The sequence below is a fragment of the Streptomyces alkaliphilus genome (assembly GCF_014141535.1).
GTDB classification, from domain to species: Bacteria; Actinomycetota; Actinomycetes; order Streptomycetales; family Streptomycetaceae; genus Streptomyces; species Streptomyces alkaliphilus.
Map to the genome: position 1 here is coordinate 1 of NZ_VKHT01000049.1, position 12,724 is coordinate 12,724.

General features: G+C 72.7%; 13 protein-coding genes. 9 read left to right on the forward strand and 4 right to left on the reverse strand.

Annotation, left to right across the window (positions count from 1 at the left end; genetic code table 11):
* The coding region (locus FNQ90_RS03380; protein ID WP_182604891.1) for an STAS domain-containing protein at positions 1 to 354 on the reverse strand (354 nt) is incomplete at its 3' end.
* Between the two features lie 410 nt (positions 355 to 764).
* On the opposite strand from FNQ90_RS03380, the gene FNQ90_RS03385 reads away from it, so the two are divergent.
* From FNQ90_RS03385 to FNQ90_RS03400, 4 genes are all read left to right on the forward strand, one after another.
* A complete protein-coding gene (locus FNQ90_RS03385; RefSeq protein WP_407699301.1) occupies positions 765 to 4,979 on the forward strand; it encodes a SpoIIE family protein phosphatase in 4,215 nt (1,404 codons plus the stop codon).
* Entirely contained in the window at positions 4,979 to 5,293 is a 315-nt protein-coding gene (locus tag FNQ90_RS03390; protein ID WP_143617352.1) for an STAS domain-containing protein, read from the forward strand. The genes FNQ90_RS03385 and FNQ90_RS03390 overlap by 1 nt, the downstream gene beginning before the upstream one ends.
* Positions 5,294 to 5,434: 141 nt before the next feature.
* On the forward strand, positions 5,435 to 6,037 hold the full coding sequence (locus FNQ90_RS03395; RefSeq protein WP_323379755.1) for a hypothetical protein: 603 nt from the start codon (positions 5,435 to 5,437) through the stop codon (positions 6,035 to 6,037).
* Between the two features lie 181 nt (positions 6,038 to 6,218).
* Positions 6,219 to 6,611, forward strand: a complete 393-nt coding sequence (locus FNQ90_RS03400) for a hypothetical protein (RefSeq protein WP_182604892.1) — start codon at positions 6,219 to 6,221, stop codon at positions 6,609 to 6,611.
* 30 nt (positions 6,612 to 6,641) lie between these two features.
* Here FNQ90_RS03400 and FNQ90_RS03405 read toward each other — a convergent pair whose 3' ends face one another.
* Entirely contained in the window at positions 6,642 to 7,085 is a 444-nt protein-coding gene (locus FNQ90_RS03405) for an ATP-binding protein (protein WP_182604893.1), read from the reverse strand.
* Positions 7,086 to 7,244: 159 nt separating this feature from the next.
* Here FNQ90_RS03405 and FNQ90_RS03410 point away from each other — a divergent pair, with 159 nt between their 5' ends.
* Positions 7,245 to 7,622 carry a DUF5753 domain-containing protein gene (locus FNQ90_RS03410; RefSeq protein ID WP_182604894.1) on the forward strand — a complete coding sequence of 126 codons (378 nt, stop codon included), beginning with the start codon at positions 7,245 to 7,247 and terminating at the stop codon, positions 7,620 to 7,622.
* Positions 7,619 to 7,804 (forward strand): DUF397 domain-containing protein, encoded by a 186-nt coding sequence (locus FNQ90_RS03415; RefSeq protein ID WP_182604895.1) that lies wholly within the window; start codon positions 7,619 to 7,621, stop codon positions 7,802 to 7,804. The genes FNQ90_RS03410 and FNQ90_RS03415 overlap by 4 nt, the downstream gene beginning before the upstream one ends.
* Before the next feature lie 399 nt (positions 7,805 to 8,203).
* On the opposite strand, the gene FNQ90_RS28350 is transcribed toward FNQ90_RS03415, so the two are convergent.
* Positions 8,204 to 8,626 carry a peptidoglycan-binding domain-containing protein gene (locus FNQ90_RS28350; protein ID WP_323379756.1) on the reverse strand — a complete coding sequence of 141 codons (423 nt, stop codon included), beginning with the start codon at positions 8,624 to 8,626 and terminating at the stop codon, positions 8,204 to 8,206.
* A 528-nt stretch (positions 8,627 to 9,154) separates the two neighbouring features.
* Here FNQ90_RS28350 and FNQ90_RS03425 point away from each other — a divergent pair.
* Positions 9,155 to 10,420: a PP2C family protein-serine/threonine phosphatase gene (locus FNQ90_RS03425; RefSeq protein ID WP_323379757.1), complete on the forward strand. Its 1,266-nt coding sequence runs from the start codon at positions 9,155 to 9,157 to the stop codon at positions 10,418 to 10,420.
* A 76-nt stretch (positions 10,421 to 10,496) separates the two neighbouring features.
* Positions 10,497 to 10,970: an MSMEG_6728 family protein gene (locus FNQ90_RS03430; protein ID WP_182604896.1), complete on the forward strand. Its 474-nt coding sequence runs from the start codon at positions 10,497 to 10,499 to the stop codon at positions 10,968 to 10,970.
* 7 nt (positions 10,971 to 10,977) lie between these two features.
* Here the strand turns inward: FNQ90_RS03430 and FNQ90_RS03435 are convergent, their stop codons facing one another.
* Positions 10,978 to 11,487, reverse strand: coding sequence for a GNAT family N-acetyltransferase (locus FNQ90_RS03435; protein ID WP_182604897.1), 510 nt, complete (start codon positions 11,485 to 11,487; stop codon positions 10,978 to 10,980).
* Positions 11,488 to 12,102: 615 nt separating this feature from the next.
* On the opposite strand from FNQ90_RS03435, the gene FNQ90_RS03440 reads away from it, so the two are divergent.
* Positions 12,103 to 12,724 (forward strand): AfsR/SARP family transcriptional regulator (locus FNQ90_RS03440; RefSeq protein ID WP_267133011.1); only part of this gene is annotated, 622 nt, incomplete at its 3' end.

Here is a 12,724-nt window from a genome sequence, read left to right on the forward strand (position 1 = left end):
CGGGGGCTCCTCGGTCCGCTCGGCGGCGGGGTGCAGGGTGAGGAACCGATCGAGGCCGGTGACGGTGAACACACGCGCCACATGCGGCTTGGGACCGACCAGGCTCAGCCGGGAGCCGGCGGTCCCGGCACGGTGGTGCGCGCCGACGAGCGCGGTCAGGCCGGTGGAGTCGCAGTACTCCAGACCCGACAGGTCGAGGATCACCTCGGTGTCGGGCGCGAGGGGAAGGTCGGCGAACTCCCGGTTGAGGCGCGGGACCGTGTGGTGATCCAGCTCACCGTCCAGGCGCAGCCGGATCGGCCCGGTCGGGTCGGTCCCACGGGTGATGGTCAGGGTGCTACCGGCCTCGGTCACGGTGCCTCCCGGGTGGGAACGGAGCGGCGGACGACCACGGCCCGGAGCCTCGGGGATCGGGGGTGCGCGGGCCGGTTGGGGGGTCTTCTCATCGTCTCTCCGCAGGGGACACGGCGCTGTCTCGTGCCGAGCCGGAGGGGGATCCCCGGGGCCGCCGGTTTATCCTACGAAATCGCGGAGCGTGTGCGGAGCGGTGCCGGTCCTCGTGTCGAGGTCCGGCCACGGCATCCGCCGGTCCGGTATGTCCGGCGCCGCCGCGCCCCGAACGGCGGGGCCGACGCGCGCCGGGGCCGGTGCGGGACAAGCGGACAGCGGGAACGCGAAGGACTCGAGGTACCCGAGGGGCTCGAGGGATTCAGAGGAATTCAAGGGACCCGAGGGACCCGAGGAACTCAGAGGAGAGGTGCCGCGTGGCAGGGCCTGAAGACGCCGGTCGGGAACGTCCGGTGGCCACCGGACACCGGGTGTTCTCCGCCGATCCGGAGGTGGGCGGCGACCTGGCAGCCGTGGACTGGGCGGCCACCCCGCTCGGGCCGCCGGAGGAATGGCCCCAGAGCCTGCGAACCGCCGTGAGCATCCTGCTGTCCTCCCGCTTCCCGATGTGGATGGCGTGGGGGCCGGACCTGACGTTCTTCTGCAACGCCGCCTACCGCCGCGACACCCTGGGGCAGAAGTACCCCCGGGCGCTGGGCCGGCCCGCCCGGGAGGTGTGGGCGGAGATCTGGGACGACATCGGCCCCCGCATCGACACCGTGCTGGCCACCGGTGAGGCCACCTGGGACGAGGCCCTGCGACTGTTCCTGCAACGCTCCGGTTACCCCGAGGAGAGCTATCACACCTTCTCCTACAGCCCGCTGTGGGACGACGCCGGCGCCGTGGTCGGGATGCTGTGCGTGGTCAGCGAGGACACCGAGCGCGTCATCGGCGAGCGCCGCATGGCCACCCTGCGCGACCTGGGCTCGGACCCCAGCGTGATCCGCACCGAGCAGGAGGTCATGGCCTTCGCGGCCCGGCAGCTCGGCCGCAACCCCTACGACCTGCCCTTCACCCTGACCTACCTGTTCGGGGACGACGGGTCCGCCCGGCTGGCCGGCTCCTCCGGCGTCCGCCTCCCGCACCCCGTCGCCCCGGCCGTGATCGCGGCCGACGCCACCGACCCGGTGTGGCCCGTGCGGGCCCTGGCGCGCGGGGAGGCGGTCCCGGTGTCGCTGGAGGAGGCCGGTGTCCCCGATCCCCCCGCCGGGGGCTGGCCGGAGCCCCCCGCCCGGGCGCTGGCGGTGCCGCTGTTGCGGCAGGGCGACACACCCCACGGCTTCCTGGTGGTCGGGCTGAACCGGTACCGGCTGCTGGACGACGGCTACCGGGGCTTCGTCGAGTTGACGGCCGGTCACCTGGCCGCCGGCCTCGCCTCCGCCCGCAGCTACCGAGCCCAGCAGCGGCGTGCCGAGGAACTGGCCGAGCTGGACCGCGCCAAGACCACCTTCTTCTCCAACATCAGCCACGAGTTCCGCACCCCGCTGACGCTGATCATGGGACCGGTGGAGGAACTGCGTTCCCGACTGGCCGAGTCCGACCCCCGGGTCCGGGAGGAACTCGAGGCCATACACCGCAACGGTCTGCGGCTGGGCAAACTGGTCAACACCCTGCTGGACTTCTCCCGCATCGAGGCCGGCCGCATGCGGGCCCGCTACGAGCCCACCGACCTGGCCGCCTTCACCGCGGAACTGGCCGGCGTCTTCCGCTCCGCGATCGACCGGGCCGGCCTCGCCCTCCGGGTGGACTGCGACCCCGTGGACGAGCCGGTGTTCATAGACCGCGGCATGTGGGAGAAGGTGATGCTCAACCTGCTCGGCAACGCGCTGAAGTTCACCTTCGAGGGGACCATAGGCGTCACCGTGCGCCGCGAGGGGGGCCGGGCCGTCGTGGTCGTCGCCGACACCGGCATCGGCGTGCCACGGGAGGAGGTCCCGCGGCTGTTCGAGCGGTTCCACCGCATCGAGAACGCCCGCTCCCGCTCCAACGAGGGCAGCGGCATCGGACTGGCCCTGGTGCAGGAGTTGGTCGGCCTGCACGGCGGCACCATCACCGCCGAGTCCACCGAGGGCGAGGGCACCCGTTTCACCATCGCCCTGCCCTTCGGCCACGCCCACCTCCCGGCCGATTCGGTGGCCCCGGAGTCCGCCGACGGCAAGGTGTCCATCGCCGCGGACCCCTATGTGCAGGAGGCGCTGCGGTGGCTGCCCGCGGACACCTCCACCGGCACCGCGACCCCCGTCGGCCCCGGGCAGGGAGCCGGGGTACGGGCGGCCGGAAGCGCGCCGGACCCCCGGGCCTCCTGCCCCACCGCCCGGGCGCGGGTGCTGGTGGCCGATGACAACGCCGACATGCGCGAGTACCTCACCCGTATCCTCACCGGCGCCGGGTACGAGGTCGCCACGGTCACCGACGGCCGACAGGCCCTGGACGCCATCCGTCGGGAGAGTCGGGAGACCCGCGACCGGGAGCCGTTCGATCTGGTGGTCAGCGACGTGATGATGCCGGTCCTGGACGGCCTGCGCCTGGTGGCCGAGGTGCGTGCCGACCCGCGCACGGCGTCCGTGCCGGTGCTGCTGCTGTCGGCCCGGGCCGGGCAGGAGGCGTCGATCGAGGGACTGGAGGCGGGCGCCGACGACTACCTGGTCAAGCCGTTCGCCGCGGCCGAACTCCTCGCCCGGGCCCGCGCCACCATCGAGATGGCCCGACTGCGCAGCCGGCAGGCGCACTGGCGCGCCGCCCTGGTGGACTCCCTCCAGGAGGCGTTCTTCGTCTGCGACGAGCAGGGCGCCGTCGTGGAGATCAACACCGCCTTCACCGAGATCCTCGGCTACGGCCCCGAGAACCTGCCCTACGCGCCCACCCACCCCTGGTGGCCGGACGCGGAGACCGACCCGGAGGGCCACCGGCGGGTCGGCGAGGCGTTCGAACAGCTGATGGGCAACCCCAGGGGCTCCTACACCATCCCCCTGCGCCACCGCGACGGGCACCGGCTGTGGGTGACCGCCACCTTCGCGCGCGCCCGCGACCCCGAGACCGGGAACGGCGTCACGGTCGGCACCTTCCGCGACGTCACCGCCGAGCACCACGCCATCCAGCGGGAGACCGCCCTGGCCGCGCTGAGCACCGGCCTGGCCGGGGCCGCCGGTCTGCACGAGGCCCTCCCGGCGGCGCTGGGCGAACTGAGGACCCTGTGGTCCGCGCGGCGTGTCCTGGCGGCCGTCTTCGACGACGGCGACGCGCCCTCGCTCACCGACACCGACGGCGAGCAGTGGCGGGAACTGTCGGTCGACCAGCGACGGACACTCATCGACCTGCGCGACCAACCCCCGCTCACCCCCGTGACCCACGGCACCGGCATCGGCATCCTGCTGGAGCACCCCGAGGGCCCGTTGGCCCTGTGGATCGAGCTCGGGGAGCGGCGTCCCTTCACCGCCGAGGACCAGGTGCTGCTGTCCCTGCTGGCCGGCCGGTTGGCCCAGGGACTGAGCCGGATCCACCAGATCGACCAGCAGCGCAGAACCGCCATAGCACTGCAACGCGCCATCCTCGGGCCCTCCCACCTGCCCGACGGTTTCGCCGTGCGCTACGAGCCCGCCGGCCGGCCCCTGGAGGTCGGCGGCGACTGGTACGACACCATCGCCCTGCCCGACGGACGCATCGGCATCGTGGTCGGGGACTGCGTCGGACGCGGCCTGGAGGCCGCCACCGTCATGGGGCAGTTGCGCAGCGCCTGCCGCGCCCTGCTCCTGCAGGACGCCGGTCCCGCGCAGACCCTCATGGCACTGGACCGCTTCGCCGCCGGGATCCCCGGCGCGACCTGCACCACCGTCTTCTGCGGCGTCCTCACCCCGGAGACCGGGCGGCTGGTCTACTCCAGCGCCGGGCACCCGCCGGGCATCCTCGCCCGCGCCGACGGCACCACCGGCCTCCTGGACGAGGGCCGTTCCGCCCCCCTGGCGGTCCGCCCCGGAGCGGAACGCCCCGAGGCGGAGTGCCTGGTGCCGGCTCGCGCCACGCTCCTGCTGTACACCGACGGCCTGGTCGAACGCCGACGACGTCCGCTGACCACCGGCATAGACCAGGCGGGCGAGGCGGTCCAGGAGGGCCGGGACGTGGCGGTCGACGACCTCGCCACCCGGCTCATGGAACGCCTGGCACCCACCGGCGGCTACGACGACGACGTCGCCCTGCTGCTCTACCGTCACCCGGCGCCGTTGGAGATGACCTTCCCCGCCGAGTCCTCCCAACTGGCGCCCGTCCGCAAGGCCCTGCGCAGTTGGCTGGACCAGTGCGAGCTGCCCCCCGGCACCACGCAGAGCGTGCTGGTCGCCGCCGGTGAGGCCTGCGCCAACGCCATCGAGCACGGTCACCGGGACGCCCCCGGGAAGATCGTCAGATTGCGCGCCGAGGCGTTCGTCGACGACCTGCGGCTGACCATCGCCGACACCGGACACTGGAAAACCCCGCAACCCGAACTCAACACCCATCGCGGTCGCGGGGTCACCCTGATGCGTGCGTTGATGCAACAGGTCACGATCACCCCCGGCCCGTCCGGTACCACCGTCGACATGCACCTGAGGATCGCCTGATGACCACCTCGCTCACCCTCACCTCCGGTCGGCGCCCCGACGGCCGGGCACAGTTGGCCGTCACCGGTGAGATCGACATGAGCAACATCGACACCTTCGCCAGGGCCCTGGACGACGTCGTCGGTCACCTGGTGGTGGACCTGACCGAAGTGGGGTACCTCGACAGCGCGGGCCTGAGCGTCCTCTTCGCCAGGGCCGACCGCCTGGAACTGGTGATCTCCCCGCTCCTGGAGCCGGTCCTGACGATCTCCGGCCTCACCGACCTGACCACCGTCCACACGACGAGCCCCCCGGAGGCCCCCACCGGGCGGTGACCGGCCCCCGGGAGCGGCCGGGGGCCGGTCGGTCACCCGTCCGGACCGGTCGCGATGGCGGTGGGGCGGGGCGGTGACGAGAGTGGGATTCCCGGCGATTCCGTCGCCGCCCCGTGCCGCCCCGCCCGAAGGAGAACCGTCGTGTCCGAACGCAACACCCTGATCCGCAGCCTGCACGATATGGGACTGGCCGCGTGGTTCGGCGGCTCGCTGATGGGAGCGGTCGGCCTCAACGGCGCCGCCGCGGATGAGAGCGACTCGGACACCGCCCGGGACCGCATCGCCTCCTCCGGTTGGGCGAAGTGGACCCCGGTCAACGCCGCCGCCATCGGAGCCCACCTGTTCGGCGGCGGCGGGCTGCTCGCCGCCAACGCCCACCGCATCGCCCACCAGCAGGGCGTGGGGGCCTCCACCACGGTCAAGACCGTCCTCACCGGAGCCGCCCTGGCCGCCACCGCCTACGCCCGGGTCCTGGGCAAGAAGATCGAGCTGGCCTCCTCCTCCGACGTGCGGGACAAGGAGAAGGCCGCCCGGCACCCCATCGACATCGACGACGCCCGGCGCCGCCTCGCCATGGCGCAGTGGGCGGTGCCGGCCCTCACCGGCTCCCTGGTGGTGCTCAACGCCCTGCACGGCGAACAGCAGCGCCCGGCCGAGCAGACCCGCGGCATGTTGGGACGCGGCGGGCTCGCCCACCCCCCGGCGTTCCGCGAGGCGATGCACCGACTGCCCGTCGGCAGGTGACACCCCGCCGGTGACGACCGGCGCTCCCCGGGGCGGGACCGCACGCCGGTGCCCGGGCGCCCGACGCCGCCCGGGCACCACCACCCCCGGCACCGGACCGGCGGGGGTAGCCTCGTGCCGGGGCCCGGCCGGCGGGGTGGGGCACCGGCGGGAGACCATACCCGCCGGGAAAGGCGGCGGGATGCGCATCGGGGGGAACGACCGGCCTCCCCGGTTCCCCTGCCTGCTGTTCGACGACGACGGTTGGCTGATCCCGTGCGAATCCGAGGACGACGTGCAACTCGCCGTCGAACCGGACTTCCTGTACGACATCGAGGCCGCCTTCGACTCCCGGGGGTGTCCGCTGGTGCTGACCGTGCGGGACGACGAGTGGATCGTTCCGCGGGTCGCCGGACCACCGGAACCGGATGACCTGGCCGTCGGGGTGCGAGGATTCTTCCGGGCCTGGACGGATGCTCCGGCGCCCGACCTGAGCGGCGGGGTCGAGCAGTGGGTCCCCGAGGTGATCCGGCTCGTGCGGACCACCGCGACACGGCGCCGCCGCAGGGAACCGAACGACCCGGCCGGGCGATGAGCGCGGCCCCCGGCCCCGGGACCGCGCCGCTCATCGCCGCGGGGGTGGATCGATCTCGGCCCAGAGGGTCTTGCCGCCCTCCGGTTGCGGTTCGGTGCCCCAGCGGTCGACCAGGGCGTCGATCAGCGCCATGCCGCGCCCCGACTCGCTGTGCGGCGGCGGACTCTCCCACCGCGCGGGCATCCGGTCGCCCCGGCTGTCGGTGACCTCGATCCGCACCGTGCCCGTCGCGGCGACGAGCACCACGGCGATGCGGAAGTCCCGCCCGTCCCGACAGCCGTGCAGGACGGCGTTGGCGCACAGTTCGGCCACCACGTGCCGGACACGCTCCGTGATGCTCTGCGGAACGTCCCAGGTGCGGAGTATCTCCACCACGAGGAGCCGGGCCAGCCGCGCGCCACGCGGCGTGGAGGAGAGAACCTGTGCGAAGGTCCGCAGGAAGACAGGGCTTCGGGTCTCGGCGGGGAAGTGCATGGAACCCACCGTGCCCCTCGCGCGAGGGTTTCCGCCGGCACTTCACCGTGTACCAAAAGTGAGCGTACGAGCACTCAGGGTGGACGGTACGCTGGTTCGGCGTCACACCGGGTGAAGGTGAGTGCCGGGTGGCCCGGCGCCTTTCGGAGGGAGCCAGGGGTGACGAACGGGGAAGCGACCACCACGACATGCGACTTCATGCTGGAAGAAGCGGTCCTCCTGCGCCGCCCGGGAGGGCCCGCGGTCACGCGTGAGTTGTTCGGGCACATTCTCGAAGTTGCTTCCCTGCGGAACGTCACCCTTCAGGCGATGCCGGTCGACTCCGAGCATCACGCCTGCTTGGAAGGGCCGGTTCGTCTCCTGGAGACACCGGAGGGCCACACCTTCGCGTACTCGGAAGGGCAGGAGAACGGACGCCTCCTCGCCGGCGTGAAAGAGGTGGCAAGGATTCATCGGCGTTACGCGAGACTGCGCTCACAGGCCCTCTCACCGAAGGAATCCATGGGCCTGTTGGAGCGGAGGCGAGAAGAACTGTGAACACTGTCGAAGGCCGGTGGTTCAAGTCCACCTACAGCAGTGCCCAAGGGGATGACTGTGTCGAGGTCGCTTTCGGGGAGGGGGCGGTTCTCGTGCGGGACTCGAAGGACACGGTTCGTCCGCACCTCACCGTCCGGCGCGAGGAGTGGTGCCGACTCCTGGAGTTCGCGGCGAGGACGTGAACGGAGGCGGCGGGGCGGCCGGCCGGCCGCCCCGCCCCGGTTCGCCCTCCATCACCGGGTGTCGGTGCCCCTACGGTGGTCCCGACACCGCCGCCACGCCTCCTCCCGCAGTCGCGCCTCGGCCGTTCCCGGTCGTATCCCGCCGCACACCTTCACGGAGGTCATCAGGAGGTGTCGCGAGGGTGAGCGCCGACCGCTCGGCACCGCGCCCGGGGATATGTCCCCGTGGGGGAACGGCGGGACGACGACAAGCGGCCGGTCGCAGTCCACCGGCGGGAGTTGCCGGCACCGTCGGCGTGACGCCGACCGCTCGTTCGCCGGCGGGCCCGGGGGCCCGCGCCGGCATCCGGCCGGTCGCCCGCCCGGCGGTCGGGGTGCGGGCGGGCGACCGGCCGGGGCTCAGCCCAGACGACCGCAGTAGGTGGAGCCGCTGCTCCGCCTGATCTCCCAGCGGATGGCGTTGCGGGTGTTGGGCCCGTAGACGCCGTCCGAGGCGACCCCGTTCCGGCTCTGGGCCGTGCGCAGGGCACTCTCGGTGGCGGGACCGAAGGCACCGTCCACGTCGAGACGTGCCCCCTCGCAACGATTCAGGGCCCACTGGAGGGCCTTCACGTGTTCGCCGCCGGCGCCGCGACCCATGATGCAACTGAAGGAGCCACCGCTGGTGGCGGGCAGGGGCACCCGGTCCCCGCTGCGGAGGGTGTACCAGGACGCCTTGGCACACGGGCTGTTGGCCTGGGCGGTGGACGCGGTGGTCACGCCGAGGCCGCTGAAGACGGCGACCGCGGCGAGTGTGGCGGCGAGATGCTTCTTCACCTTCACGGGGACTGCTCCTCGGAGGTCGTGGCCGTGATCGCCCCTGCGATCAACCCTGTGGCCAACCCTGTCGAAATCGGGGAATTCCCCCGGTTTCCCGGGTCGATCATCGAGCTTTCCGAGGTTTTTTCGAAAGGGTGGACTTCCGCATTTCACCCCACTGGATGACAGGACCGCGAACGCCCGATCGAGGATATGGTTGACGTGCGGATCCGCGAGTTACCCTCGGTTAATCCATGGGGTGAATCGGTACGGAGAATTAGGAAGAGGTGAGGCGTTCTTCCGTGCCGATTCCTCCGGCGGGGATGCCGAGTATCGCTCTTTTCGGGTGTTCGCGGCCCGCCGTGCGCGGCCGGGGAACCGGGAGTACCGGGTGACGCCCCCGTGGCGGGGCAGGAGCCCGACGGCGTCACCGGTGATTCACCGGATCGGGGAGCTTCCGGATCCCGGGTCGGGCACCTGTGCAGCACGATGGGAGATGAGCCGGATCGGGCTTTCGGGCAGCGGGTCCGCGACGAACCGAAGGGAGCCGACGTGTCCGAGGACGACGAGGGCGTTCAGAGGATGCTCTCGGGCCTGATCACGGCCGCCCACACGATGCCGTTCAAGGCCATTCCGGAGGAGGTGGGGAGGCACGCCGCCGCGGCGGGGATGACGGAGGTCCTCATCTACCTGTGCGACCTACAGCAGCACGTGTTGCGCCGCATGACGGGGGCCGGCCACGACGCGTCCCGGGGGCTCGATGATGAGGCGGGGGAGCTGAACATCGACGGCACGGTGGCAGGGCGGGCGTTCCGGGACGGCCGCATCGTGCCGCACTCGCCCGAGCCCCGGGAGGGGGAGTGGAACCGGTGGTGGATTCCGCTGCTGGACGGTACCGAGCGCCTGGGCGTGCTGGGGGCGCGCATCCGGGGCAGCGGGCCCCGGGTGCGCAGACGCCTGGAACTCCTGGCCTCCACGGTCGCCCTGTTGGTGGTCTCCAAGCAGAACTCCAGCGACGCGCACGCCCGACTGGTGCGCGCCGGGGAGATGAACGTCGCCGCGGAGATGCAGTGGCACCTGATGCCGGCGCGGACGTACGCGGATTGCCAGGTGGTTCTCGGCGCCGCGATGGAGCCGGCCTACGAGGTCGGCGGTGACGCCTTCGACTACGCCCTCTCGGACGACGTCCTCCACCTCTCGATCTTCGACTCCATGGGGCACGACACCTCCGCCGGGGTGGCCGCCAACCTGGCCGTGGCCGCCTGTCGCCGTTTCCGCCGTCGGAACGACGATTTGGGGGAGATCAGCGTGGCGGTGGAGAAGGCCCTGATCGCCGAGTACGGCCGGGAGCGGTACGTCACGGGCATCCTGGCCCGACTGGATCTGAGGACGGGTCTCCTCCAATGGGTCAACCGCGGTCACCCCACGCCGCTCCTCCTCCGGGGCGATCGGGGGGTCACGCACATGAGGTGTCCCCCGGCCCACCCGATGGGCACCGATCTGGGGCTGAAGATCACCCTCTGTAACGAGCAGTTGAGGCCCGGCGACCGTCTGGTCCTCTACACCGACGGCATCACCGAGGCCAGACGCGCCGGCGGTCGGGAGTTCGGCCTGGAGGGATTCACGGATTTCCTCCTCCGTCACCACGCGGAAGGGCTCCCCGTGCCCGAGACCCTGCGCCGACTGGTCCACCACGTCCTCGAGCACCACGAGGGCCGGCTGACCGACGACGCGACGGTGATGGTGGCGCAGTGGCTGGGCGACGACCCCAGGAACCTGTCGAGGGCCGAGGACGCGGTCGGCCTCCCCCGGCCCTGAGCAGGCCGTCCCGCGCCCGGGGCCGTCCGGGTCGCCGACGGGCGGGGTGGCCGACGGGCCGGGAGAATCGGTGTCCGTGCAGACCTTTCTCCCCGTGCCCGATTTCGCCGCCTCGGCCGCCCTGCTGGACCAGCGACGGCTGGGCAAGCAGCGGGTGGAGACGATCCAGGTCCTGCGGGCGCTGACCGTGCCCGGCTACGGCTGGCGCCGGCACCCGGCGGTGCGGATGTGGCGGGGCTACGAGGAGGCGCTGGTCCGGTACGGGCTGGAGATGTGCCGGACCTGGGTGGCCGGTGGGCGGAAGGACACCTGCGCCCTCACCCTGGTCACGGACCTCGGGGCGGCCCGTCCCCCGGCGGAGGTGCGCGACCAGGCGGCGCTGGCCGGGGCGGGGGAGTTGCCGCCGTGGCTGGGGGAGGAGCCGTTCCACCGGGCGCACCGATCGGCGCTGCTGCGCAAGGACCCGGAGTTCTACCGCCCGCTGTTCCCCGACACCCCCGAGGACCTGCCCTACCTCTGGCCCCGCTCGGACCGCGACCCGGAGGCGTGAGCGGGGATCACCGGGAGGCCGGGCCGGGTGTGAGCGGGCGGTGGTATCGGGTTCCCGGCCGCCCGTCGAGGTCGATGTCACCGACCGGGGTGAAGTCGTTGCGGGCCAGGACGGCCCGGGACGCCGGGTTGTCGAGGGTGGTGACGGCGGTGAGCGCGGACAGGCCGTACGCCCCGGCCGCCCGCCGGCACACCTCGGCGACCGCCGCCGTCGCGACGCCCCGGCCCGTGGCCGCCTCGGCGAGCCGGTAGCCGAGTTCGGCGGTCCCCCTGGCCGGGTCCGCGATGTCCACGAGGTTGACCCGGCCGATCACCCGCCCGTCGTCCTCCACGAGGACGTGCAGGTGGAGCAGGCCGGCCTCCTGCTCGGCGAGCAGGGCACGGTGACGCCCCTCGAATTCCGCGAACCAGGCGTCGCCGCGATCGGGGATCGAGCGGGCGAACCACTCGCGGTTCTCCCGCTCGAAGGCGAGCACCGCCGCGGCGTGATCGGCGCGCAGCCGTTCGAGCATCACCATGATGATCACCCTACGGGGCGTCGCCCCGGAGGGAGGGGCACGGCCGGCCGGCGCCTCGTCCCATCCCGCCCCGGGGCCCGGTGGCCACAGTGGGCGATCGTCGAGGAGTTCCGCGCCCGGGGCGAGCGAGTGGGCGGCGGTCCCTTCGAGAGGTCTCCTCGCCCCTGCTCGCCACCGTTCGCCGGGACGGTTGCCCGAGCCGGAGTGGTCAGCCCTGTTCGTTCCCACCGCCCACGGACCTTTTTCGACCGGGGAGGGCGGGATCGGTCCGGTGTGGTTCCGGTCGCGTTCATATGACGAACATTCCCCTTCGGAGTCCCCCCGCGAGCGGGAAACGGGCCCCGCTCGGGGTTCGGACATGACCGGTGCGGAGGTGTCCGCTCCGGAACGCGTGACCACTCGTGCCCGGGGTGTCACACATTGGTCGAGTGGCGGGTTGTTTCGAGCCCCGGGGGGCGGTTTTCAGCCGGCCTCGGTCGTCTTCCGCCAACTTCGGAACGGGCCGGAGATGTCGCCCGGAAGACGGTTTGAGGTATCCGCCCCACCGTGCGAGGATCCCGCATCCGGACCGGCGCCGGATCAACGAACCTCCCCCTCAGGTCGGTTGGAGAATCCTTGGACATCCGGCTCCTGGGCCCGCTGGAGGTGCTGGGCGACGACGGCACCCCGCTGCGGGTCACCGGCCCCACCCAGCGCGCGGCACTGACCGCGCTCGCGCTGAGCCCGGGCCGGGACGTGCCCGCCGACGAGTTGGCCTTCGACCTGTGGGCGACGGAGGCACCGGGACCGCCCGCCCGGTTGCGGGCCCGCCTGCGTTCCTGCATGGGCAGGCTGCGGCGTGCCCTCCCGCCCGGTCGCATCCGCACCGTCCCCGGCGGCTACCGCCTGGCCGCCCACTCCTGGGAAACCGATGTCGGCCGGTGCGAGCGGGTGCTGGTGGAGACCGAGACCGCCCCCGACGACTTGGTCGCGGCCCTGCGCCGCGTCGAGGAGGCGCTCGCCCAATGGCGCGGCGAGCCCCTGACCGAACTCCCGGCCGGCTCCCGCCGCGCCCGGGAGAGTTCGCGCCTGCTACGGTTGCGCACTGCCCTGGCCGAGCGGCGCGACGCCCTGCGGCGCCGGGTGGGCCCGGGGGAACCCCGTCCGGGTCCGACCCCGTACGCGCCCCCCGGCACGGCGCCGACCGTCGGGCTCGGGCAGGCGTCGGCCGCGATCCCGGCGCCCCGCGCGGCCGGGG

Excerpts from the sequence above, each read along its gene's own strand:
- FNQ90_RS03390 (WP_143617352.1), top strand. The coding sequence starts at position 4,979 with ATGACCACCTCGCTCACCCTCACCTCCGGTCGGCGCCCCGACGGCCGG.
- FNQ90_RS03400 (WP_182604892.1), top strand. The coding sequence starts at position 6,219 with ATGCGCATCGGGGGGAACGACCGGCCTCCCCGGTTCCCCTGCCTGCTG.
- FNQ90_RS03405 (WP_182604893.1), bottom strand. The coding sequence starts at position 7,085 with ATGCACTTCCCCGCCGAGACCCGAAGCCCTGTCTTCCTGCGGACCTTC.
- FNQ90_RS03435 (WP_182604897.1), bottom strand. The coding sequence starts at position 11,487 with ATGGTGATGCTCGAACGGCTGCGCGCCGATCACGCCGCGGCGGTGCTC.